At 70.1% G+C, this 23,906-nt stretch carries 20 protein-coding genes; 14 read left to right on the top strand and 6 right to left on the bottom strand.

What is annotated here, in order from left to right; translation table 11 throughout:
- Positions 1–153 precede the first annotated feature (153 nt).
- The 5 genes from ACFWXQ_RS38395 to ACFWXQ_RS38375 all read right to left on the bottom strand — a co-directional run bounded on the left by ACFWXQ_RS38395 (position 154) and on the right by ACFWXQ_RS38375 (position 6,234).
- A complete protein-coding gene (locus ACFWXQ_RS38395) occupies positions 154–1,185 on the bottom strand; it encodes an ABC transporter ATP-binding protein (protein ID WP_383947774.1) in 1,032 nt (343 codons plus the stop codon).
- 43 nt (positions 1,186–1,228) lie between these two features.
- Complete coding sequence (locus ACFWXQ_RS38390; protein WP_383947777.1) at positions 1,229–2,257, bottom strand: ABC transporter ATP-binding protein; 1,029 nt, start codon at positions 2,255–2,257, stop codon at positions 1,229–1,231.
- A gap of 14 nt (positions 2,258–2,271) precedes the next feature.
- Positions 2,272–3,255 (bottom strand): ABC transporter permease, encoded by a 984-nt coding sequence (locus ACFWXQ_RS38385; RefSeq protein WP_383947780.1) that lies wholly within the window; start codon positions 3,253–3,255, stop codon positions 2,272–2,274.
- Between the two features lie 30 nt (positions 3,256–3,285).
- Entirely contained in the window at positions 3,286–5,070 is a 1,785-nt protein-coding gene (locus ACFWXQ_RS38380; RefSeq protein WP_383947783.1) for an ABC transporter substrate-binding protein, read from the bottom strand.
- Between the two features lie 132 nt (positions 5,071–5,202).
- On the bottom strand, positions 5,203–6,234 hold the full coding sequence (locus tag ACFWXQ_RS38375; protein WP_383947785.1) for an ABC transporter permease: 1,032 nt from the start codon (positions 6,232–6,234) through the stop codon (positions 5,203–5,205).
- A 485-nt stretch (positions 6,235–6,719) separates the two neighbouring features.
- Between ACFWXQ_RS38375 and ACFWXQ_RS38370 the strand changes: the two genes are divergently transcribed.
- The 5 genes from ACFWXQ_RS38370 to ACFWXQ_RS38350 are packed head-to-tail and all read left to right on the top strand — an operon-like array spanning position 6,720 to position 12,399.
- Positions 6,720–8,357, top strand: a complete 1,638-nt coding sequence (locus ACFWXQ_RS38370) for an ABC transporter substrate-binding protein (RefSeq protein WP_383947788.1) — start codon at positions 6,720–6,722, stop codon at positions 8,355–8,357.
- A 54-nt stretch (positions 8,358–8,411) separates the two neighbouring features.
- Entirely contained in the window at positions 8,412–9,335 is a 924-nt protein-coding gene (locus ACFWXQ_RS38365; protein ID WP_383947790.1) for an ABC transporter permease, read from the top strand.
- Positions 9,328–10,341 (top strand): ABC transporter permease, encoded by a 1,014-nt coding sequence (locus ACFWXQ_RS38360; RefSeq protein ID WP_383947793.1) that lies wholly within the window; start codon positions 9,328–9,330, stop codon positions 10,339–10,341. Before ACFWXQ_RS38365 ends, ACFWXQ_RS38360 begins: the two co-directional genes overlap by 8 nt.
- A gap of 5 nt (positions 10,342–10,346) precedes the next feature.
- A complete protein-coding gene (locus tag ACFWXQ_RS38355) occupies positions 10,347–11,330 on the top strand; it encodes an ABC transporter ATP-binding protein (protein WP_383947795.1) in 984 nt (327 codons plus the stop codon).
- Positions 11,323–12,399 (top strand): ABC transporter ATP-binding protein, encoded by a 1,077-nt coding sequence (locus ACFWXQ_RS38350; RefSeq protein WP_383947797.1) that lies wholly within the window; start codon positions 11,323–11,325, stop codon positions 12,397–12,399. Before ACFWXQ_RS38355 ends, ACFWXQ_RS38350 begins: the two co-directional genes overlap by 8 nt.
- Before the next feature lie 194 nt (positions 12,400–12,593).
- Here the strand turns inward: ACFWXQ_RS38350 and ACFWXQ_RS38345 are convergent, their stop codons facing one another.
- Complete coding sequence (locus ACFWXQ_RS38345; RefSeq protein WP_383947800.1) at positions 12,594–14,711, bottom strand: prolyl oligopeptidase family serine peptidase; 2,118 nt, start codon at positions 14,709–14,711, stop codon at positions 12,594–12,596.
- Positions 14,712–14,887: 176 nt separating this feature from the next.
- On the opposite strand from ACFWXQ_RS38345, the gene ACFWXQ_RS38340 reads away from it, so the two are divergent.
- The 9 genes from ACFWXQ_RS38340 to ACFWXQ_RS38300 all read left to right on the top strand — a co-directional run bounded on the left by ACFWXQ_RS38340 (position 14,888) and on the right by ACFWXQ_RS38300 (position 23,857).
- Positions 14,888–15,082 (top strand): hypothetical protein, encoded by a 195-nt coding sequence (locus ACFWXQ_RS38340; protein WP_383947803.1) that lies wholly within the window; start codon positions 14,888–14,890, stop codon positions 15,080–15,082.
- 45 nt (positions 15,083–15,127) lie between these two features.
- A complete protein-coding gene (gene mshB / locus ACFWXQ_RS38335) occupies positions 15,128–16,024 on the top strand; it encodes an N-acetyl-1-D-myo-inositol-2-amino-2-deoxy-alpha-D-glucopyranoside deacetylase (RefSeq protein WP_383947806.1) in 897 nt (298 codons plus the stop codon).
- 40 nt (positions 16,025–16,064) lie between these two features.
- Positions 16,065–16,490, top strand: a complete 426-nt coding sequence (locus ACFWXQ_RS38330; protein ID WP_383947808.1) for a DUF6113 family protein — start codon at positions 16,065–16,067, stop codon at positions 16,488–16,490.
- A 160-nt stretch (positions 16,491–16,650) separates the two neighbouring features.
- Positions 16,651–19,311, top strand: a complete 2,661-nt coding sequence (locus ACFWXQ_RS38325) for a hypothetical protein (protein ID WP_383947811.1) — start codon at positions 16,651–16,653, stop codon at positions 19,309–19,311.
- Between the two features lie 136 nt (positions 19,312–19,447).
- Complete coding sequence (locus ACFWXQ_RS38320; RefSeq protein ID WP_383947814.1) at positions 19,448–20,296, top strand: ABC transporter substrate-binding protein; 849 nt, start codon at positions 19,448–19,450, stop codon at positions 20,294–20,296.
- Between the two features lie 90 nt (positions 20,297–20,386).
- Entirely contained in the window at positions 20,387–21,316 is a 930-nt protein-coding gene (locus ACFWXQ_RS38315) for an ABC transporter ATP-binding protein (RefSeq protein WP_383947816.1), read from the top strand.
- Between the two features lie 32 nt (positions 21,317–21,348).
- A complete protein-coding gene (locus tag ACFWXQ_RS38310) occupies positions 21,349–22,089 on the top strand; it encodes an ABC transporter permease (RefSeq protein WP_383947829.1) in 741 nt (246 codons plus the stop codon).
- Positions 22,086–23,246 (top strand): sensor histidine kinase, encoded by a 1,161-nt coding sequence (locus ACFWXQ_RS38305; RefSeq protein WP_383947819.1) that lies wholly within the window; start codon positions 22,086–22,088, stop codon positions 23,244–23,246. The genes ACFWXQ_RS38310 and ACFWXQ_RS38305 overlap by 4 nt, the downstream gene beginning before the upstream one ends.
- Positions 23,243–23,857: a response regulator transcription factor gene (locus ACFWXQ_RS38300; protein WP_359719763.1), complete on the top strand. Its 615-nt coding sequence runs from the start codon at positions 23,243–23,245 to the stop codon at positions 23,855–23,857. Before ACFWXQ_RS38305 ends, ACFWXQ_RS38300 begins: the two co-directional genes overlap by 4 nt.
- Positions 23,858–23,906: the final 49 nt, after the last annotated feature.

Here is a 23,906-nt window from a genome sequence, read left to right as displayed (position 1 = left end):
CCCCTAAAGACCTAGGGGCGCGGGGAACTGCGCAATCTTTTGGGGGTTCGGGGGCGGAGCCCCTGAGTTAGTGACGGGAATGGGTAGGGGCGGCGGGGGCGAAGACTCGGGGAGCCGGACCTGCACGCGTAAGCCCCGCCAGGGAGCAGCGCTTCAGGCCGCCGCCCCCGCTGCCATGGCCCGCCCCACCTCCGGGTAATGGCACGCCGTCAGATGCCCCACCCCGTTCCCCTCGACCCGTACCAGCGCCGGCACCTCCGCCGCGCACAGCTCCGTCGCCTTCCAGCAGCGTGTGCGGAAGCGGCAGCCGGACGGCGGGTTGAGAGGGGAGGGGACGTCTCCGGTCAGACGGATGCGTTCACGGGCCGCGGCCGGGACGTGCGATGCCGTCGCCTCCGGGACCGCGGACAGGAGCGCCCGCGTGTACGGGTGCCGCGGATTCCCGTACAGGTCGTCGCGGTCGGCGGTCTCGACGATGCGGCCGAGGTACATCACGGCGACGCGCTGCGAGAAGTGGCGGACGATCGCCAGGTCGTGGGCGATGAAGACGAACGCGATGCCCAGGTCCCGCTGCAGGGTCTGGAGGAGGTTCACCACCTGGGCCTGGATCGACACGTCCAGGGCGGAGACCGGCTCGTCCGCCACGATCAGCCTCGGGCTCACGGCCAACGCCCTTGCCACGCCGATCCGTTGGCGCTGGCCGCCGGAGAACTCGTGCGGGAAGCGGTTGTAGTGCTCCGGGTTGAGACCGACCAGTTCGAGGAGTTCGCGGGCGCGCCTCTCCCGGCCGCCCTTCGGGTCGATGCCGTTGATCTCCATGGGCCCGGAGACGATTTTCCCGACCGTGTGCCGGGGGTTCAGCGAGGCGTACGGGTCCTGGAAGACCATCTGGATCTCTGAGCGGACCGGCGCCAGTTCCCTGCGCGAGGCGTGCGTGATGTCCTGGCCCGCGTACGTGATCTTTCCGCCGGTCGGTTCCAGGAGGCGGGTGATGAGCCGGCCCGTCGTCGACTTGCCGCAGCCGGACTCGCCGACCAGGCCCAGGCTCTCGCCCTCGGCGACGGTGAGGTCGAGCCCGTCGACCGCCCGCACCGCGCCCACCGTACGGCGGACGGGGAAGCCGCCCCGTACCGGGAAGTGCTTGGTGAGTCCGGTGACGTCCAGGAGAGGGTCCGTGCCGCTCATGATCGTGAAATCCCTTCTCTTGTAGGTCAGTTGGGCTGCGGTGTCAGTTGGGCTGGGGCGTCGCGTAGTCGACGAAGAACTCGCGGCGCTGGTCGGCGGTCAGGTGGCAGGCCGTGCCGCGGCCGCCGCCGTTGATCTCCAGCGGCGGGCTGTCCGTGACGCACAGCCCGCCGTGGACCTTCTCGGCGAACGCGCACCGCGGGTGGAAGCGGCACCCGGAGGGCGGGTTGAGCAGCGACGGCGGCAGACCCGGGATCGGTGACAGCGGCACGTCGACCGGCCCGTCGAGGCTCGGCATCGAGCCCAGCAGGCCCCAGGTGTACGGGTGTTGGGGTGTCCGCAGGACCTGGTTCCGCGTGCCCCGCTCCACACAGCGGCCGCCGTACATCACCAGCACGTCGTCCGCGATGTTGGCGATGACGCCCAGGTCGTGGGTGATGAAGACGATCGCCGTGCCGAACTCCTGCTGGAGGTCCTTGAGGAGGTCCATGATCTGGGCCTGGACCGTCACGTCCAGGGCCGTGGTCGGTTCGTCGGCGATCAGCAGTCGCGGGTCGCAGACCAACGCCATGGCGATCATCGCGCGCTGGCGCATACCGCCCGAGAACTGGTGCGGATAGTCGTCCACGCGCAGGTCGGGCTGCGGGATGCCGACCCGTCGGAGCATCTCGACCGACCGCGCCCGGGCCTCGTGCCGGGACGCCCCGGTGTGCTTGCGGTACGTCTCGCCGATCTGCTTGCCGACCGTGTGGAAGGGCGAGAGCGAGGCCAGCGCGTCCTGGAAGATCATGGACATCGTGTTGCCGCGCAGCCGCTCCAGCTCCCGCTCGGTCGCGGCCGGCAGATCCTTGCCGTCGAGCAGGATCTCGCCGTCCACGTCGGTGTGTTCGCGGTCGTGCAGGCCGAGGATCGCCATGCTGGTGACGGACTTGCCCGAGCCGGACTCGCCCACGATGCCGAGCGTCCTGCCCTGTTCCAGGTCGAAGGAGAGCCCGTCGACGGCCCTGACGAGACCGTCCTCGGTGGAGAAGGCGACACGCAGGTCGCGTACGGAGAGGAAGGGGGTGCTCATGAGGTCGTCCTCTCCTAGGCGAGCCGGATCCGCGGGTCGATGAGGGCGTAGACGGCGTCGACGACGATGTTGGCGACGACGATCGCGGCGGCCGCGGTGAGGACGACACCGAGCAGCAGCGGCAGGTCGTTGTCCCGTACGGCCTTGATGGACAGCGCGCCGATGCCGTGCAGCCCGAACGTCTCCTCGGTGATGATCGCGCCGCCGAGGAGATAGCCGATGTCGAGGCCGAGGATCGTGACGATCGGGCCCATCGCACCCCGCCAGGCGAACCGGAAGAACACCGTCCGGCGGGACAGACCCTTGGCGCGGGCCGTGCGTACGTAGTCCTCGCTGAGGGTCTCCACGAGCTGGGAGCGGGTCATCCGCGTGTAGTTGGCCGTGAAGATCAGCGCGAGGACCAGCCACGGCAGCAGCAGCCCCTTGAACCACGCGCTCGGATCCTGGGTGAACCCCGTGCTGTCCTGCGGCCGGGGGAGCAGATGCCACTCGTCGGAGAGGTAGTACATCGCGACCACACCGACGATGTAGATCTGCAGCGACGAGCCGACCAGCGAGGCGGAGGACGCGATCTTGTCCAGCGCCTTGCCCTGCTTGACGGCCGCGATCATGCCCGTGCCGACGCCGAAGACCACGAACACCACCGCGCTGCCGATGGAGAGCGAGAGCGTCGTCGGGAAGCGGTCGGTGATCAGGCCGAGCACCGGCTCGTGGTTGGTGAACGAGTAGCCGAGGCAGGGCGCCGGGCAGTGCCCGAGCCCGGTGTAGTCGCGGCCGGCGAACACGCCCACGAGCCAGTGCCAGTACTGGACCGGCAGCGGGTCGGAGATCCCGAGGTTGTGCCGGACCAGCGCGAGCGTCTGGGGCGTGCAGAGCTTGCCGCAGGCCGCGCGGGCCGGGTCCCGCGGGGCGACGTAGAAGAGCACGAAGGTGAGGGCGCTGATGATCAGCAGGATCAGCAGCGCGCCGAGCGTCCGACGGACGAGGAAGCGGAACATGGCGAGGCGATTCCCTGGTGGCCGGTGGTCTCAGGCCTTGGCGTACAGCTTGTAGAGGATGAACGCCGAGAACAGCGGGTCGAACTCGCCCCCGCCCACCTTGTCCCCGTACAGGTAGTAGCGGCGCTGGTAGGTCTCGGGGATGATCGGCGCCTCCTTCTCCATGATCTGCCGGTCCAGCGCGGCCCAGGCGGCGTTGGCCTTGGCCGGGTCGGCGATGACCGCGTCCTTCTTGATGGCCGCGTTCACCCAGGGCACGTTCAACTGGGAGACGTTGTTGGCGCCGTTGGCGATCGTGGTGCCGTCGAAGAGGGGCTGGAGGAGGGTGTAGCCGGTGGGCCAGTCCGGGGCCCAGCCGAACCACATCACGTCGAACTGGTTGTCTATCTGCTGCACCTGGTCGTAGTAGCTGGTCGACTCGACGGGCTTCACGACCGGGTCGAAGCCGGCCTCCTTCAGGGCGGCGGCGATGACGACCTTGGTCTTGTCGTACGCGTCGCTCGCACCCTGCGGATAGGTGTAGACGATCTTCTGGCCGAGCTTCCCGGCCTCCTTGAGCAGGGCCTTCGCCTTCGCCGTGTCGCCCTGCGGCTTGATCAGCTTGCCGTAGATGTCGAACTTCACGCGGCCCGCGATGTCGGGGGAGAGGACGGTGGTCGCGTAGTCACCCGCGGACGGGCCGCCGTAGATCCGGCGGATCTGCTCCAACGGCCAGGCGTAGTTGAGCGCCTGACGCACCTTCACATCGGTGATCCGCTTGCAGTTGATGGCGTAGTAGTAGAGGCCGGTCAGCAGGCCGTCGACGGTACGGGCCTTCAGATCGGCCGTACCGAGCACCTTCTGGATGCGCTCGGCCGGCACCCCGCTGTACGCCATGACCGCGTACTGGTCGTCCCCGGAGTCGGCGATCAGCCGGTCCGTGGCCTGGAGTCCCTCGGGGCCGAACTCGAAGACGAAGGAGTCCGGGTAGGCGTTGCGGATCGGGTCCGTCGCCGGGTCCCAGTGGGTGTTGCGCACCAGCGTCAGGGACTTGTCGACCGAGTGCTGCTTGATCCGGTACGGGCCGCAGGAGACCGGGTCCTTGTCGTACTTCTCCTTGGTGTCGTGCTTGACGGGCACGGCGCCGTAGGAGTGCATCGCCAGCGTCCAGTTGAGGTCCGGGCGGGCCGTCTTCAGATGGAAGGTGATGGTCTTCTTCGCGGTGTCGGTCACGACCGAGCTGAGGTGCTTGCCGCCGTACGGGCCCTTGTAGACCGAGCGGAAGTCGTTCGTGCCGGTCAGCGCGGACTGGAGGTAGGTGGCTCCCTCGGTGGTGAAGCTCGCGAAGCCGCGCTCGATGCCGTGGCGGACGTCCTCCACGGTGAGCTCGCTGCCGTCCTCCCACTTCAGCCCGTCCTTCAGGGTGAAGGTCCAGGTCCTGCCGTTGTCGGACATGGTGCCGGTGTCGGTGGCGAGGTCGCCGACGAGCTTCATGGCACCGCCGGAGGCGATCTTGTAGCCCGTCAGACAGCGGATGTAGAGGTTGCCTACCGTGGAGTTCCACGAGTAGTAGATGCGCTGCGGGTCGAGGTGCGAGAAGTCGTCCGGCCCTATCGGGTGGATCGTCCCGCCCTTGCGAGCCCCGGTGACCGCGGGCGCGGGCCCGTTGGAGTCGTCCGCGGTACCGATGGTGACGGCGGAGTACTTGGCGGTACTCGCCGAGCCACCACCACCCGTACCACCACCGCCCCCACCACTGCTGCAGGCCGAGAGCACCATGGAGCCGCCTGCCGCGACCGAGGTGGCGATGACAAAGTTCCTGCGCGAGAGAGACATGGGTGTCCTGCCTGAATGAGGGAGAGGGGGAGGCGGGGGCGCCCCCGTCTTTTTTTGGGGGGCGCGGGGAACTGCGCGACAAGCCACGACGGACCCGCAGGTTCAAGACGGCCTGTCCAGCGGAGCTGTCGGCTATCGACGTCGAGTCTTCGGATCAAGCGCATCCCGAACGGAGTCACCAAGCAGGTTGAAGGCGATCACAAAGATCACCATCGTCAGCCCGGGAAACAGCATGTAAGTGATGTCGTTCTGATAGACCTGCGCCCCGCGCTGGATCATCACGCCCCAGTCGGGAGTGGGATCACTGAGCCCCACGCCGAGGAAGGCGAGGGCGGCCTCCGTGGTGACGTACATCGGCAGCGCGAGAGTCGCCTGGATGAGGATCGGCGTCCACAGATTCGGCAGCAGCTCCTTGAAGATGATCCGGGCCGGCGACGCCCCGGTGACCTTGGACGCCTCCACGAACTCCCGCTCGCGCAGGGCCAGTACCTCGCCGCGCAGCAGCCGGGCGATCGGGGCCCAGCCGAACGCGGTCATCACCGAGATCAGGCTGACGACCGTGAGCCAGGTCGGGGTGGCGTCCTCCGGCGAGACGAGGATCGAGATCATCACGGGCCAGAAGGCGATGAAGAAGAGCGTGGAGGGGAAGGCCAGGAGGATGTCGATGACCCGGCCGACCAGGTAGTCGGTCCGGCCGCCGAGATAGCCGGCCGTGAGCCCGACGACGATGCCCAGCAGGGTGACCAGCACGGTCGTCACCGTGGCGATCAGCAGCGAGTTGCGGATGCCGTAGAGCAGCAGCGTGAAGACGTCCCGCCCGAGCTGTGGTTCGACGCCGAACCAGAAGTCGCCGCTGATGCCGCCGTTGGGCCGGACGGGGAAACCGAAGTCGTTGAGCAGACCCGTCGTGTTCTGACCGTAGGTCGTGTACGGATCCTTGCCGTACAGCTTGGCGATCAGCGGGGCGCCGATTGCGGCGACGAAGAAGACCAGCACCACACAGGCCGAGACCACACCCGAGCGGTCGCGCTTGAAGCGCAGCCAGGCGAGCCGGCCGGGGGAGCGGCTGTCACCGCCCCGGAGCGGGGTCTTCGGCGCCGTCGGTACGGCGTCTTCGGCCACCACCATGGGTGCGGTGGTGGCAGAGGGTGTAGGCGAGGTCATGGTGCTCCTGGCCCGAACTGTCGAGGGGTCTGCACGACGCGACCCATGGGCTGAGCGTCCACTGCGAAGTCCGGTGCGGTTCGGCAGCGCCCGGAAGGGGCGCGGGGAACTGCGCGATCAGCCACGACCCACCCGCGGGTGGCGTACCGGACTTCCGGCGGAGTGCTCAGCGCGACCATTTCAACGCCGTTCAGGCAGCGTCAATGAAACGTTGACGGCTTTGATCTGGTCTTTTGCCGTTTGACCTGAGGCTGGCCGCCCGCTTGGCGTGGCTTGGTACTGCCATGACCAAAGCGAGGTCCGATATGCGGTTCGCCATGTTTCGGCATACGTGCATTCGGAGGGTGTTCCCACTCGTAAGAGTGGGATGAATGGGCGTCACGTCCTTTATGCCCCGATATTGGGCGCTGAAGGCACAGCGCTCCCGCGCCGGAGCCCCAGCGCACGGGAAGTGCGCTGGAAGCGCACTGAAGAGGAGGCACTCCATGCGTGGAGCCACGCACGCCAGATGGGCCGCTTGCGCGGCGGCGGTAGCTCTCGCCGCGACGGCCTGCGGGGACGACGGGGGCGGCGACAGCGGCGGCGGCGACGGCTCCGGGATCGTGAGCTCCTCGTGGGGTGACCCGCAGAACCCCCTGGAGCCGGCCAACACCAACGAGGTGCAGGGCGGCAAGGTCCTCGACATGCTCTTCCGCGGTCTGAAGCGCTACGACGCCAAGACCGGCAAGGCGAACGACATGCTCGCCGAGAAGATCGAGACCTCGGACTCGCAGAACTTCACCGTCACCGTCAAGACCGGCTGGACGTTCAGCAACGGCGAGGCCGTCGACGCCAAGTCGTTCGTGGACGCCTGGAACTACGGCGCCAGCCTCAAGAACAACCAGAAGAACGCGTACTTCTTCGGGTACATCGACGGCTACGACAAGACGCACCCGGAGGACGGCAGCAAGCAGACGGCCGACACCCTCTCCGGCCTCAAGGTCACCGGGCCCAACACCTTCACGGTCAAGCTCAACCAGAAGTTCTCGACCTTCCCCGACACCCTGGGCTACGCGGCCTTCTCCCCGCTGCCGCAGGCGTTCTTCGACGACCACGCGGCCTGGCTGAACAAGCCGGTCGGCAACGGCCCGTACACCATCGACTCGTACGCAAAGGGCTCGGTGATGAAGATGCGCCAGTGGGTGCAGTACCCGGGCCAGGACAAGGCGCAGAACGGCGGGGTGGACCTCAAGGTCTACACCGACAACAACACCGCCTACACGGACCTGATGGCCGGCAACCTCGACCTCGTCGACGACGTGCCCGCCTCCCAGCTCAAGAACGCCAAGAGCGACCTCGGCGACCGGTACATCAACACGCCCGCCGGCATCATCCAGACCCTCGCCTTCCCGTTCTACGACAAGGCATGGGACAAGGCCGGCATGGAGAAGGTCCGCACGGGCCTGTCCCGGGCCATCGACCGCGAGCAGATCACCGAGACCATCTTCCAGAAGACGCGCACGCCCGCCACCGACTGGACCTCGCCCGTCCTCGGCGAGGCAGGCGGCTTCAAGGAGGGGCTGTGCGGTGACGCCTGCGAGTACGACCCCGCCGAGGCCAAGAAGCTGATCGAGGAGGGCGGCGGGCTGCCCGGCGGCCAGGTCAAGATCTCGTACAACGCGGACACCGGCTCCCACAAGGAGTGGGTGGACGCCGTCTGCAACTCCGTCAACAACGCGCTGGACAACGACAAGGCCTGCGTCGGCAACCCGATCGGCACCTTCGCCGACTTCCGCAACCAGATCACCCAGTCCAAGATGTCGGGCCCCTTCCGGGCCGGCTGGCAGATGGACTACCCGCTGATCCAGAACTTCCTGCAGCCGCTGTACTACACCAACGCCTCGTCCAACGACGGCAAGTGGACCAACGCCGAGTTCGACAAGCTCGTCAACGAGGCCAACGCGGAGACCGACCAGGCCAAGGCCGTCGACCTCTTCCAGCAGGCCGAGGAGGTCCTGCGGGACGACATGGGCGCCATCCCGCTCTGGTACCAGAACGGCAGCGCCGGCTACTCGCAGCGGGTCTCCGACGTGGCGCTCAACCAGTTCAGCGTCCCCGTCTACAACGAGATCAAGGTCAGCTGAGCCGCGGGGGCGCCCGTCGGCACACGGGCGCCCCCGCCTACCTCCGGAGCCCTCATGGGACGGTATGTGATCCGGCGTCTGCTGCAGATGATCCCGGTCTTCTTCGGCGCCACCCTGTTGATCTTCCTGATGGTGAACGTGATGGGCGACCCCATCGCGGGCCTGTGCGGCGACCGGCAGTGCGACCCCGCCACGGCCGCCCAGCTGCGCCATGAGTTCGGCCTCGACAAGCCCCTGTGGCAGCAGTACGCGACCTACATGGGCAACGTCTTCACCGGCGACTTCGGCACCGCGTTCAACGGCCAGGAGGTCACCGAGCTGATGGCGAGCGCGTTCCCGGTCACCATCCGGCTCACGATCGTCGCGATCCTCTTCGAGATCGTCATCGGCATCACACTCGGCGTCGTCACCGGACTGCGCCGCGGCCGCCCCGTCGACACCGGCGTCCTGCTGGTCACCCTCGTCGTCATCTCCGTGCCGACCTTCGTCACCGGTCTGCTGCTCCAGCTGCTGCTGGGCGTCGAATGGGGCTGGATCAGTCCGTCCGTCTCCCCGGAGGCCCCCTTCGACGAGCTGATCGTGCCGGGCCTGGTGCTCGCGTCCGTCTCCCTCGCGTACGTGACCCGGCTGACCCGCACCTCCATCGCGGAGAACCGGCGCGCCGACTACGTCCGTACGGCCGTCGCCAAGGGGCTGCCCCGGCGCAGGGTCATCACCCGGCACCTGCTGCGCAACTCCCTCATCCCCGTGGTCACCTTCATCGGCACCGACATCGGCGCGCTGATGGGCGGCGCGATCGTCACCGAGCGCATCTTCAACATCCACGGCGTCGGCTTCCAGCTCTACCAGGGCATCCTGCGCCAGAACACCCAGACCGTCGTCGGCTTCGTGACCGTCCTGGTCCTCGTCTTCCTGGTGGCCAACCTGCTGGTCGACCTCCTGTACGCCGTACTCGACCCGAGGATCCGCTATGCCTGAACCGATGCCGCGCGAGCCGCACCTGTCGGGCGGGGGCCGCGCCCCGGAGGACGGCGCCATCGCCGCGACGGGCATGGGCGGCGCGATGGACCTGGCCACGGCCGAGGCCACGACCCTGGAGAAGAACCCGGACGGACCCGACGGCACCGGCCCCTCCGAGAAGCCGCGCTCCCTCTGGTCCGACGCCTGGCGCGACCTGCGCCGCAACCCCGTCTTCATCATCTCGGCGCTCATCATCCTGTTCCTGGTCTTCATCTCCCTGTGGCCCGGGGTGATCGCCACCCAGAACCCGCTCAAGTGCGACCTCGCCAAGGCCCAGGAGGGCTCCCAGCCGGGACACCCCTTCGGCTTCAACGGCCAGGGCTGCGACGTCTACACCCGCACGGTGTACGGGGCCCGGGTCTCCGTCACCGTCGGTGTGTGCGCCACGCTCGGGGTCGCCATCCTCGGCTCGGTGCTCGGCGGGCTCGCCGGGTTCTTCGGCGGGGTGTGGGACGCGATCCTGTCCCGGATCACCGACATCTTCTTCGCGATCCCCGTCGTCCTCGGCGGTCTTGTGCTGCTCTCCGTGGTCACCAGCTCCACGGTCTGGCCGGTGATCGGGTTCATGGTGCTGCTGGGCTGGCCGCAGATCTCCCGTATCGCCCGCGGCTCCGTCATCACCACCAAGCAGAACGACTACGTCCAGGCGGCCCGGGCGCTGGGCGCCTCCAACTCCCGGATGCTGCTGCGGCACATCACGCCCAACGCCATCGCCCCGGTCATCGTCGTGGCGACCATCGCGCTCGGTACGTACATCTCGCTGGAGGCGACCCTCTCGTACCTCGGCGTCGGGCTGAAGCCGCCCACGGTGAGCTGGGGCATCGACATCTCCTCGGCGTCCCAGTACATCCGCACGGCTCCGCACGCGCTCCTGTGGCCGGCCGGGGCCCTCGCCGTCACCGTCCTCGCGTTCATCATGCTCGGCGACGCGGTGCGCGACGCCCTCGACCCGAAGCTGAGGTGACCGCCGTGCTGCTCGAAGTGCGCGATCTGCACGTGGAGTTCAGGACCAGGGACGGAGTGGCCAAGGCCGTCAACGGTGTCTCCTACAGCGTGGACGAGGGCGAGACGCTCGCCGTGCTCGGCGAGTCCGGCTCCGGCAAGTCCGTGACCGCCCAGGCGATCATGGGCATCCTCGACACACCGCCCGGGAGGATCACCGCGGGCGAGATCCTCTTCCAGGGCGAGGACCTCCTGAAGTTCAAGGAGGAGGACCGGCGCAAGGTCCGCGGCGCCAGGATGGCGATGATCTTCCAGGACGCGCTGTCGTCCCTGAACCCGGTGCTCAGCGTCGGCGCCCAGCTCGGCGAGATGTTCACCGTCCACCAGGGCATGTCCAGGAAGGCCGCCAAGGCCAAGGCGATCGAGCTGATGGAGCGGGTGCGCATCCCGGCCGCGGCCGCCCGTGTCGGCGACTACCCCCACCAGTTCTCCGGCGGAATGCGCCAGCGCATCATGATCGCCATGGCGCTGGCCCTCGAACCGGACCTGATCATCGCCGACGAACCCACCACCGCCCTCGACGTCACCGTCCAGGCCCAGGTCATGGACCTCCTCGCCGAGCTCCAGCGCGAACTCGACATGGGGCTCATCCTCATCACCCACGACCTCGGCGTGGTCGCGGACGTCGCCGACCGGATCGCCGTGATGTACGCGGGCCGGATCGTCGAGTCCGCCCCGGTCCACGACATCTACAAGGCCCCCGCGCACCCCTACACGAAGGGCCTCCTGGAATCGATCCCGCGGCTCGACCAGAAGGGCAAGGAGCTGTACGCCATCAAGGGCCTGCCACCGAACCTCATGTACATCCCGCCCGGCTGCGCCTTCAACCCGCGCTGCCCCCTGGCCCAGGACGTCTGCCGGACCGACGTACCGCCGCTGTACGAGGTGACCGAGGCGGGCACGGACCGCGTGAGTGCCTGTCACTTCTGGAGGGAGTGCCTCCATGACTGAGCCGATCCTCCAGGTGCGGGGCCTGGTCAAGCACTACCCGCTCACCCAGGGCATCGTCTTCAGGAAGCAGATCGGCGCGGTGAAGGCCGTCGACGGCGTCGACTTCGAACTCGCCGCGGGCGAGACCCTCGGCATCGTCGGCGAGTCCGGCTGCGGCAAGTCCACGGTCGCCAAGATGCTGGTCAACCTGGAGAAGCCGACGGCCGGCGAGATCGCGTACAAGGGCGAGGACGTCACCAGGCTCTCCGGCCGCGCTCTGAAGGCCGTGCGCCGCAACATCCAGATGGTCTTCCAGGACCCGTACACCTCGCTCAACCCGCGCATGACCGTGGGCGACATCATCGGGGAGCCGTACGAGATCCACCCCGAGGTCGCGCCCAAGGGCGACCGGCGCCGGAAGGTCCAGGACCTGCTGGACGTGGTCGGGCTCAACCCGGAGTACATCAACCGCTATCCGCACCAGTTCTCCGGCGGCCAGCGCCAGCGCATCGGCATCGCGCGCGGCCTGGCCCTGCGCCCCGAGATCATCGTCGCCGACGAACCGGTCTCCGCCCTCGACGTGTCGGTCCAGGCCCAGGTCATCAACCTGATGGACCGGCTCCAGACCGAGTTCGACCTGTCGTACGTGTTCATCGCGCACGACCTCTCGATCGTGCGGCACATCTCCGACCGGGTCGGTGTGATGTACCTCGGGCGGATCGTGGAGATCGGCAGGGACGCCGAGATCTACGACCACCCGACGCATCCCTATACACAGGCCCTGCTGTCCGCCGTGCCCGTTCCGGACCCCGAGGCCCGCGAGCACCGGGAGCGGATCATCCTCTTCGGTGACGTGCCCTCACCGGCGAACATCCCCTCCGGCTGCCGCTTCCGCACCCGCTGCTGGAAGGCGCAGGAGCGCTGCGCCCTGGAGGTCCCGCTGCTCGCGGTGCCCGCGGAGTTCCGGTACGAGGCGGCCGGCGCCGCGGCCCATGACTCGGCGTGCCACTTCGCGGAGGAGAAGCAGGTGGTCCCACCGGAGGAGCCGGCGGACGAGACCCCTGACGAGCCCACGGACGACGTGAAATAGCGTGACAAATACGCATCAACTTCGTTAACACGCAGGCAACTTGGTCGACCCGATACCGATATACGGACGCGTCAGTCTGAACAGCGTACGGCCGTGCGGGTGCCGTAGACCGGCCGGGGCGCGCCATGTCTCCCCGGCCGGTCGCATGCCCCCCTTTGCGCCTAAACCGGCGCCGCTTTCGCGGAGCTGGCTGTTCAGCCCAGTTTGAGAGCGCGCCGTAGGAAATCCACCTGGAGCAGCAGCAGATTCTCCGCGACCTGCTCCTGCGGGGTCATGTGCGTGACCCCCGACAGCGGCAGCACCTCGTGCGGGCGGCCCGCGGCCAGCAGCGCGGAGGACAGCCGCAGGGAGTGCGCGATCACCACGTTGTCGTCGGCGAGACCGTGCACGATCATCATCGGCCGGGCCGGCCCGACGGCTCCCACCAGACCGTCGTCGTCGATCAGCGAGTTCGCCGCGTACACCTCCGGCCGGGTGTTCGGATCGCCCAGATAGCGCTCGGTGTAGTGGGTGTCGTACAGCCGCTGGTCGGTCACCGGCGCGCCCACCACGCCCGCGTGGAAGACGTCGGGGCGGCGCAGCACCGCGAGCCCCGCGAGATAGCCGCCGAACGACCAGCCGCGGATCGCCACCCGGTCCAGGTCGAGCGGGAAGCGCTCGGCGAGCGCCCGGAGCGCGTGGATCTGGTCGTCGAGGACGACCGCCGCGAGATCGTCCTTGATCGACTTCTCCCAGGCCGGCGAGCGGCCCGGCATGCCCCGCCCGTCCGCGACGATCACGGCGAACCCCTGGTCGGCGAACCACTGCGAGGTCAGATACGGGTTGTGCGCGGCCAGCACCCGCTGCCCGTGCGGCCCGCCGTACGGGTCCATCAGCACCGGCAGCGGGCCGTCGGTGTAGTCCGTGGGGAGCAGAACGGCGCACGGCACACGGCGCTCGCCCGCCTCCGTGAGCGTCACGCGCGGGCTCAGCCCGGGGTCTTCGGCGTACGAGGCCACGGTCGCCGCGGACTTGCCCTCGCGCAGCACCTGCACCTGGGCGCCCGGCCGGTCGGGCACGGCCGATACGAGCACGGTCACACCGCCCGCGCGGACCGCCGAGTGGACGCCGGGTTCCTGTGAAATCCGTTCCACACCGAGGTCGTTGACCCGGTAGACGTGCACCTCTCCCGTCTCCGGGACGACCGCCGCCTCGCCGGCCGACGCGGAGACCAGCACGTCGTCGTCCGACACGTCCAGCACCGCTCGCACATGCAACTGCGGTCCCGTCAGGGGGCGTTCGCCCACGGCGAGCACACGCGCCCCGCCCTCGTCGGCGATCCGCACGAGCTGTCCGCTCGGACTCCAGCTCGGTACCCCGGGGAAAAGATCAAGCCATTGTGGATCTTCGTCCGCGTGCACCATCCGGGTCGCCCCGGTGTCCGGGTCGACGGCCAGGTAGAGCTGGCTCTTCTGGTCGCGCGCCTGGACGAGGAGCAGCGGCGCTCCGGCCGCCGACCAGTGCACCCGCGCGAGGTAGGGGTAGCGCGCCCGGTCCCATGCGACCTCCGTGCGCGCCCCTTCGAGCCCCACCACGAAGAGCCGCACCTGCGCGTTGTCCGTCCCGGCCGCCGGATAGGCGACCTGCTGCGGATCCCGCTCGGGATGCGCGGGATCGGAGATCCACCAGCGGCGTACGGGGGCGTCGTCGGCCCGTGCGACCAGCAGCCGGTCCGACTCCGGCGACCACCAGAAGCCACGCGAACGGCCCATCTCCTCGGCCGCGATGAACTCGGCGAGACCGTAGGCGACCGTGTCGGACTCCGGCTGCACGAGCGCCCTGTCGTCCTCCCCCTCTGCGCCGACGACCCTCAGGGCGCCCCCGGAGACGTACGCGACGAGCCTTCCGTCCGGGGACGGGCGAGGGTCCAGCACAGGCCCGGGGACCCGCAGTTCGCGTGCCGTGCCCGCCCGCAGCTCCGCGGTGAACAGCCGCCCCGACAGGGCGAAGGACGCCAGCTCCACGGCCGTGTCGGTGGCATAGCCGACGATGCCCGCCCCGCCCTCCCGGCTGCGCTCGCGCCGGGCCCGTTCCGCCGCCGACAGTCTTTCCGAGGAGCCCCCGAGCAGCGCCCCCGGATCCGCGGCGGGGCGCTCCTCGCCGTCCGCGACGTCGAGGACCCACAGCTGGTTCGCCCGGTCCGTACCGGACGAGGACCGCAGGTACACGACACGGGAACCGTCGGGCGCCACGGTGAAAGCGCGGGGCGCGCCGAGCGTGAAGCGCAGGGTGCGCGCCTGCCGGCGCGGAAAGGAGAGAGGCTCGGTCGTCATGCTCCGACCATATTGGCCATGCGCCCCCTTGTGCGGCCGTGCGCCGATCAATGCGCACGTACGAATAGTTATGATCACTACTGCTGTGTGGGTATCAACCTGCTGGCCGCTGTATGGATTTACTGCCCCCATCATCCGACCCCCCGCGTCCCTGGGATCCTTGGAGGTGAGCCGCCGTGGCACTCTCGATTTCGGCGGTGGTGCTGCTGGCGATCATCGTCTTCATCCTGATCAAGAAATCAGGGCTGAAGGCGCCTCACGCCATCGTGTGTGTCCTGTTCGGCTTCTATCTGGCCAGCTCGACGATCGCACCGACGATCAGCGATCTGACCACGAACATCGCGGGCATGATCGGAGACATCAAGTTCTGACCCACGCCTCGTAAGGTGCTGCCCCACGCCTCGTAGGGTGGGGCCATGACGGAACTGCCCTCCCGGCGTCTGCTCCTGGTGCACGCGCACCCGGACGACGAGGCGATCAACAACGGCGCGACCATGGCCAGGTACGCGGCCGAGGGCGCCCACGTCACGCTCGTGACCTGCACCCTTGGCCAGCGCGGCGAGGTCATCCCGCCCGGCCTCGCCCACCTGTCGGGCGAGGCCCTCGGCGAGCACCGCCAGGCCGAGCTCGGCGCGGCGATGCGCGAGCTCGGGGTGAGCGACTTCCGCCCCCTCGGCGGCCCCGGCCGCTACCACGACTCCGGGATGATGGGCCTGCCCGACAACGACGACCCGCGCTGCCTCTGGCAGGCCGACGTCGACGAGGCGGCCGCGGATCTCGTCCAGGTGATCCGCGAGGTGCGCCCCCAGGTGCTCGTGACCTACGACACGAACGGCGGCTACGGCCACCCGGACCACATCCAGACCCACCGCGTCGCCATGCGCGCCGCCGACCTGGCCGCGGAGCCGGGCTTCGGTCCGGAGCTCGGCGAACCGTGGACGATCGCAAAGATCTACTGGAACCGCGTACCGCGCACGGTCGCCGAGGAGGGCTTCGCCCGCCTGAAGGACGTGCTCGACGAACTGCCCTTCTCCGCCTCCGCCGCCGTCGACGACGTGCCGGGCGTGGTGGACGACTCGCTGATCACCACGGAGATCGACGGCACCCCCTTCGCCGCGGCCAAGGCCGCCGCCATGCGGGCGCACGCCACCCAGATCGAGGTCGCCGAGCCGTGGTTCGCGCTCTCCAACCAGCTCGCGCAGCCGCTGTTCGTCGTGGAGTACTACGAGTTGGCGCGTGGTGAGCGCGAGGGACCGGCACGGGAGACGGACCTGTTCGCCGGGGTGGCAGAAAAGGATGAGGGTGTCCGATGAGTCGTCGTGGATGTCCGACACGTAATGAAGTGAGTGGCTGATGAGTACGGCGAACAGGCCGGGTGCGGGCAGCATGCTCGCCGAACCCCCGCGAGCGCCCTCGGCCGGACGGATCCTCGTCCACCTGGGGCTCTTCGTGCTGGGTGCCGTGGTCGGGGCGGCCGGCGGACTGGTCCAGGCGGGCCTGTTCCCGGGCGGGCTGCTGCTCGCGCTGGCCGGCGCGGCGGGGCTCTTCGTCGGCGGGGGGCTGGCGACCGGTGGCCGGGGCGGGGCCGTCGCGCCCGCCGCCGGCTGGATGATTTCCGTGGTCCTGCTCACCGCGAGCCGGCCGGAGGGAGACTTCCTTTTCGCCGCGGGAGCGGGCTCCTACCTCTTCCTGCTCGGCGGAATGGCCGTGGCTGTGATGTGTGCCACCCTTGGCCCGGGGCGGCAACCGGGCGGGCCCGCCGCCCGACTTGGCAAGTGACGTACCACTTCGCCGCAGTGCGCAGGTGCAAGTCCGGTGTGGGTTTCCCCTACGGCCGCAGGATGCGGACGACAAGTGGCCAGTATGGTGGTGCGCGCCGCCGAGCCGCCCGAATCGAGGTCGAGTACACGGGCGGTGGAGCCAACCAGGAGAACCTGCCTTGAGTCGTGAAACTGACAGTTCGTCCTCCGGGCCCAACGGGCGCGGCGGAACCGCATACCCGTCGGGGACTCCGCCGTACGGAACGCCCAAGGCTTCCGACGGCGCCGCCGACAATGGGCGTTCCGCCGGTGACCGGCCGGAGCAGCCCAAGACCGAGACCACGCTGACGACACGGATCCGCATCAACATCCCCGGATCCCGGCCGATTCCGCCGGTCGTCGTGCGCACGCCCGTCGGGGGCGGCGAGTCCTCCGACAGCACGAGTGTGCCCGGACCGGCCCCCGTGGACACCGGACCGAGCACGGGTCCGGGCGGGCCCGTGGACTCCGACACCGGGTCCCACCCCATGCCCACGCCCTCCGCCGAGGACAAGACGAGCGACTGGTTCGCGCCACGCAAGTCCGGTGCGCCCAAGGGCGGTCCGGGCGGTGGCGGCACCAACGGCGCGGGGACGCCCGGCGGTTCGAGTGCGCCGGGTCCCGTAGCGGGAGTTGGCGGCTCCGGTGCACGCCCCTCCGGTTCGGCCGCGCCCAACGGCGGTGCCGGTGGTGCGGCCAGGCCCGGTGGCTCCCGGCCCGGCGGCACCAATGGCGCGGGGCTGCCCGGCGCGGGCGGTACCGGGCCCGTGGCACCCGGCCACGGAGGCGGTACCGGTTCCTTCGACGTGTCCGCGGCACTGGCGGCGGGGCCGCTGGGCGGCGGGCCCGGCAACTCGCCGTATCCGACGGACGGCTCCGGCGACGGCGGCGGTGAGCCGCGGCGCGACGGCCTTCCTTACTTCTCCGGCGGCGGCCAGGGCGGACCTTCGGGCCCGACCGGCGGACCGGTCACCGGCGACGGCCAGCTGACACCGCCGGGCGCGGTGCGCGGCGGAGCCCCGAGCGGAATCGGCGGACCTGGTGGTCCCGGCGGCCAGGGTCTTCCTGGTGGGCCTGGCGGTCCCGGCGGTCAGGGGCTTCCCGGTGGTCCGGGCGGCTCTGGTGCACCTGGTGGTCCGCGGGTCCGTGGTGGCACGGGTGACCAGAACGGTCAGGGTGCCGCCGCGTTCCATGGCGCTTCCAGCGGTCCTGGTGGGCCCGGCGGCTCCGGATCCCCGGACGGCTCGGGCTTCCCCGGGCCCAACGGTGCCCAGAAGGGTTCCGGCTTCCCCGGCGGACCGGGTGGGCCCGGTGGCCCGGGAGCCTCGGACGGCTCGGGCTTCCCCGGTCCCAACGGTGCGCAGAACGGCTCCGGCTTCCCGGGCGGTCCTGGTGGACCCGGCGGTCCGGGTGCCCCTGGTGCTCAGGGCGGCGGACCCGGCGGCCCGGGTGCCTCCGGCTTCCCCGGCGGTCCCGGTGGTCCCGGCGGTCCGGGAGCCCCCGGCGGTCAGGGCGGCGGACCCGGTGGTCCCGGCGCCTCCGGCTTCCCCGGTGGCAAGGGTGCCCAGCACGGCTCGTCCTTCACCGGAGGACCCGGTGGCGGGATGAGCGACGACACCGCGATCCTCACCCCGCAGAAGCCCGCCCCCGAACCCGGTACGCCGGGCTACGGCGGCGCCGGTGAGAACGTCTCAGGACACACGCTGACCAGCGGCATCCCCGTCGTGCCGCCCGCCCCGAACTCGCCGTTCGGACCGGGCGCGCACACCGACGGACCGCTGCCGCACCAGCCCCCGAAGCTGCCCGAACCCGTGTCGCCGGCGGCGCCCGCGGCCTCGCGGTCCAAGAAGAAAAAGGGCCGCAACAAGCTGGTGCTCCTGGTCACCGGCGTGGTGACGCTGGGCGGCATCGCGTACGGCGCCGGACTGCTCATGAACCACTCCGACGTGCCCAAGGGCACCACCGTGCTCGGCGTCGACATCGGCGGCGGCACCCGTGACGAGGCCGTCAAGAAGCTCGACGACGCCTTCAAGGCACGGGCGGCCAAGCCGCTGCAGCTCTCCGTCGAGGGCGACACCGTCGCGCTCAGGCCGGACCAGGCCGGGCTCCAGCTCGACAGCCAGGCGACGGTACGGTCCGCGGCGGGCAGCGACTACAACCCCGTCTCGGTGATCGGCTCGCTGTTCGGCAACCATCGCGTGGTCGACCCCGCGATGCCCGTCGACGAGGAGAAGCTGACGGCCGCCCTGGAGCGCGCCGCGGGCGGCTCCGGCTCGGCGACCGAGGGCACGATCAAGTTCGAGTCGGGCAAGGCCGTCGCGGTCTACGGCAAGGCGGGCAAGGGCATCGACACCGGACAGTCGACGGAGGCCGTCGAGGAGGCGTACCGAGCCCAGGTGGAGACCGGCAAGGCGGCGACCGTCAAGGTCCCCACCACCGCCAAGGAGCCCAAGGTCACCAAGGCCGAGGTCGACCGCATGATGAAGGCGTTCGCACAGCCGGCGATGTCGGCCAACGTGACGATCAAGGCCGGTGCGGTGGAGCTCCCGTTCAGCCCGGAGAACTCCCTGTGGAAGTTCCTCGGCGTCAAGGCCAACGCCCAGGGCAAGCTGGTCGAGTACTACGACCTGGAAGCGCTGAAGGAGCTGTACGGCAGCGCCTTCGACGGCGTACTGATCACCCGGGGCAACGGCAAGAAGACCGCCGTGACCCCCCAGGACGTGGTCGGCGCGATGCGCCAGGCGCTCCTCGGCAAGACGGCGGCGGACCGTGTGGGAGTGATCGAGACCAACCCCAGCTAGTCGCGGACCGGTTGAGCGAACTGGTTGAAGGGGGCACCCGGTGATGGCCGGGTGTCCCCTTGTCTCGTTCCGGCGTCCGGCTCATCGTGGCCCGAGTGGCCCGCGCCGGGCGGGTGTCGAAGGGGCGGGTGCCGGTATGGGCTGGGAGTTCACGGACGACCGGGGGATCACGTTACGGCGCATCGGGCGCCCCGAGAGGGTGGCCGCGTACGTCCGGGCGGGCGCGGCACTGTGGGATCTGGGGGTCCGGCCCGTCGGGGTGTACGGATCAGGCCACGACGGCGACGAGCCCGACCCCGCCAAGTCCGGTGCCCTGGCCGACGTCCCGTACCTGGGCGCGGGCAAGGGGCTCGACGACGGGGCGATACGGTCCGTACGGCCCGACATCGTCGTCGACGTCACGTACGACCGGGACAAGCCGTACGCCGTCACGGAGGCGGCGGCGAAACGGGCCGGCGCACCCGTCCTCGCCCTGGCGGTCGGCGGCGACACCTCGCTGCCCGGCATTCTGGCGCGGTTCGCCCAGCTGGCGGTGGCCCTCGGCGGCGAACCGGCGGGCGGAGAGGGCGAGTTGGCCGCCGCGGAGGACGCCGTACGGTCCGCCGCCTCCGCCCCGCTGAAGGTGCTCGCGCTGTCGGCCGCCGGAACCCGCCAGGTGCATCTCGCCCGCCCCGGGACCTGGCCCGAACTGCGTCATCTGGCCGGGCTGGGCGTGAAGTTGACCGAGCCCGGCGCCGGTGGTGCGAACTGGTCCACGACCAGCTGGGAGCACGCCCTCGGCCTCGCCCCCGACCTGGTCCTCGCGGACACCCGCGCGAACGCCGTACCCGTGGGGGAGTTGGAGTCCGTGCCCGCCTGGGAGGCCCTCACCTCGACCGCGGCCGTGGCGCCCTGGAACCCGGAACTGCCGTGCAGCGCCCACGCGTACGCCGCCTTCCTCCGCTCGGTGGCGGACGCGCTGGAGGTGCTGGGGGCCAGGAGGTGAGTTCCGCGTGCCCGACATGACATCTGTCATCCGGGAGTGACGACGGCCGACACTGCCGGGCGGGGCCCGCCTCCCGCCACGCTGGGTCACATGACAGCGACTGCGACAGCGGAGGCCACCGGTTCGGTGGTCGGGTTCGATCAGGTGACCAAGACCTACGGAAGCGTACGAGCCGTGGACGGGCTCACGCTGGCCCTGCACCCGGGCGAGACCGTGGCCCTGCTGGGGCCCAACGGCGCGGGCAAGTCGACCACGCTCGACCTGCTGCTCGGCCTCAAGCACGCGGACAGCGGCTCGGTGCGGGTGTTCGGTGGCAGCCCGCGGGAGGCCATCGTCACCGGGCGCGTCGGCGCGATGCTGCAGAGCGGCGGGCTGATGGACGAGGTCACGGTGGGCGAGCTGGTGCGCCTCGCCTGCGACCTGCACCCGAAGCCGTTCCCCGTGCCGGACGTGCTCGCCCGCGCGAGCCTCACACAGCTGGCGGACCGCAAGGTCGACAAGCTCTCGGGCGGCCAGCAGCAGCGCGTGCGCTTCGCGCTCGCCACGGCCGGGGACAGCGACCTCATCGTCCTCGACGAGCCGACGACCGGCATGGACGTCTCAGCGCGCCAGGCCTTCTGGGCCACCATGCGTGAGCAGGCCGACCAGGGGCGGACGGTCCTGTTCGCCACGCACTACCTGGAGGAGGCCGACGCCATCGCCGACCGCGTGCTCGTCCTGCACCGGGGACGGCTGCTCGCGGACGGCACCGCCGCCGAGATCAAGGCGAAGGCCGGCGCCCGGCGGATCGCGTTCGACCTGGAGGGCCCGATCGACGAGCCCGCGCTGCGCGAACTGCCCTTCCTCACCTCGCTCGACGTGTCGGGCCACACGGTCCGCATCCAGTCCTCCGACGCCGACGCGACCGTCCACGCCCTGTACGGGCTCGGTGTCTACCCCCGCAACCTCGAAGTGGCCGGGCTCGGTCTGGAGCAGGCCTTCGTCGCCATCACCGCCGCCGAGGAGGCGCGCACCTCATGAACGCCACGAACGCCATGAGCGGCATGTCCGGTATGAACGGTCTCATCAAGCTGGAGATCACCCGCGCCCTGCGCAACCGCAAGTTCCTGTTCTTCTCGGTGATCTACCCCTCGGCCCTGTTCCTGCTGATCGCGGGCAGCGCCGACAGCACGACAAAGGTCGACGGCACAGGGCTCACCCTGCCGACGTTCTTCATGGTCTCCATGGCGTCCTTCGGCGCCCTGACCGCCGTCCTCATGGGCAACAGCGAGCGCATCGCCAAGGAGCGCGAGAGCGGCTGGGTACGGCAGTTGCGGCTCACCACGCTGCCGGGGCGCGGCTATGTCCTCGCGAAGACCGCGAGTGCGGCCGTGATCAGCCTCCCGTCGATCGTCGTCGTCTTCGTGGTCGCGGCAGCAGTGAAGGACGTACGCCTGGACGCCTGGCAGTGGCTCGCGCTCACCGGCGCGATCTGGGCCGGCAGCCTCGTCTTCGCCGCGCTCGGCGTCGCCATCGGCTACCTGGCGAGCGGTGACGCGGTCCGCCCGATCACGATGATCGTGTACTTCGGTCTGTCCATGCTGGGCGGACTGTGGATGCCGACGACGACCTTCCCCGACTGGCTGCAGGACATCGCGAAGTGGCTGCCCACGCACGCGTACGCTGCCCTCGGGCAGGCCATCGAACAGAGCCAGGCCCCGCACGCGAAGGACCTCGCCATCCTCGCCGTCTCCTTCGTCCTGTTCGCGGGCGGCGCGGCCTGGCTGTACAGGAAGGACACGCTGAAGGCGTGAGCGGCGTCGAGACCGGCATCGGGCATCGCCCCACGAACCGGAAGCAGCGGGCGGTCAAGCTCCTCTGGACCGGCATCTGGCTCGCCTACCTGAGCGCGCCCGTGAGCGACCTGCTGCACGGCGGGCACAGCGACGGAGTCCGTGTCCTCGGCGTCATTGGCCTGGTGGCCTTCGTCATCTGGTACTTCGCCCTGATCTTCCGCGCCGGACGCGGTGAGGCGAACGGTGTGGTGCTCGGCTCACTGGCCGTGCTCGCGGCCCAGTCGTCGATCCTGGCCCTCACCCTCGGCCGCGAGTGGCTCGTGCTGTTCGTGTACGTGTCGGTCGCGTCCGGCGCGGCTCTGCCGCCGCGGTTCGCACGGCTGACCATCCCGGCCGTGTGCGCCCTGATGACGGTGATCGCCCTGTCCGTACCGGACGGGAACGAGTACCTGGCCTCGCTGCTCCTCCCGTCGCTCCTCGGCGGTTTCGCGATGGTCGGCGTCCGTACCCTGATCCGTACGACGATCGAGCTGCGCGAGGCCCGCGCCACCGTCGCCCAGCTGGCCGCCAACGAGGAACGGCTGCGGCTCGCCCGCGACCTGCACGACCTGCTCGGCCACTCGCTCTCGCTGATCACCCTGAAGAGCGAGCTCGCGGGCCGGATGCTGCCCGAGCACCCCGACAAGGCGGCCCAGCAGGTCGCCGACATCGAGAACGTCAGCCGCCAGGCCATGGTCGACGTCCGGGAGGCGGTCACCGGCTACCGGCGGCCCCGGCTGGCCGGCGAACTCGCGGGCGTACGGGTCGCCCTCACGGCGGCGGGCATCACGGCCGAACTGCCCGCCGAACCGGACCTCACGGGCGTCGCCTCGGAGACCGAGTCCGCCCTGGCCTGGGCGCTGCGCGAGGCGGTCACCAACGTCGTACGCCACAGCGGGGCCAGGCGCTGCACGGTCGAGCTGGTGCGGCGCCAGACCCTGGAGGGGCCGGTGCTGGAGCTGAGCGTGGAGGACGACGGGGGCGGCGCGGACAGCGGTCCCGGCAACGGGCTGACCGGGCTGAGGGAGCGGCTGGAGAAGGTGGGCGGGGAGCTGGAGGCGGGCAGCGCACGGCACGGGTTCCGGCTGCTGGCCCGCGTCCCGGCGCCCACGGCGGCCGTAGGATCCGGGGCATGAGCCGCACGATCAAGGTCCTGCTCGCCGAGGACCAGTCGATGGTCCGCGAGGCGCTGGCCGCCCTGCTCGGCCTCGAACCGGACATCGACGTGGTGGCGCAGGTCGCCCGAGGCGACGAGGTGCTGGCCGCCGTACGCGGGCACGACGTGGACGTGGCGCTCCTGGACATCGAGATGCCGGGCGCCACCGGCATCGAGGCGGCGGCCGAGCTCCACCGGGAGTTCCCCGCGCTCAAGCTGGTCATCCTCACGACCTTCGGCCGCCCCGGCTACCTCCGCAGCGCCATGGAGGCGGGCGCCGACGCATTCCTCGTGAAGGACGCCCCCGCCGCCCAGCTCGCCGAGGCGATACGCAAGGTCCTCACCGGCGAACGCGTCATCGACCCCGCCCTCGCCGCGGCCGCCCTGGCCGAGGGAGCCAACCCCCTGACCGACCGCGAACGCGAGGTACTCCGCGCCGCGGCCGACGGCTCCACCAACGCCGACCTGGCAACGACCCTCCACCTCTCCCACGGCACGGTCCGCAACTACCTCTCCACAGCAATCCAAAAGCTGGCGGCCCGAAACAGAGCGGAGGCGGTGAGAATCGCAAGAGAGAAGGGCTGGCTGTAGCGCCCTGAAGGGGCGCGGGGAACTGCGCGACCAGCCACAACGCACCCGC

The sequence above is a fragment of the Streptomyces sp. NPDC058697 genome, from assembly GCF_042715345.1.
GTDB lineage: Bacteria > Actinomycetota > Actinomycetes > Streptomycetales > Streptomycetaceae > Streptomyces > Streptomyces liliifuscus.
Note: the sequence above shows the minus strand (reverse complement) of the source record. Positions and strands in the feature narration are given on the sequence as shown.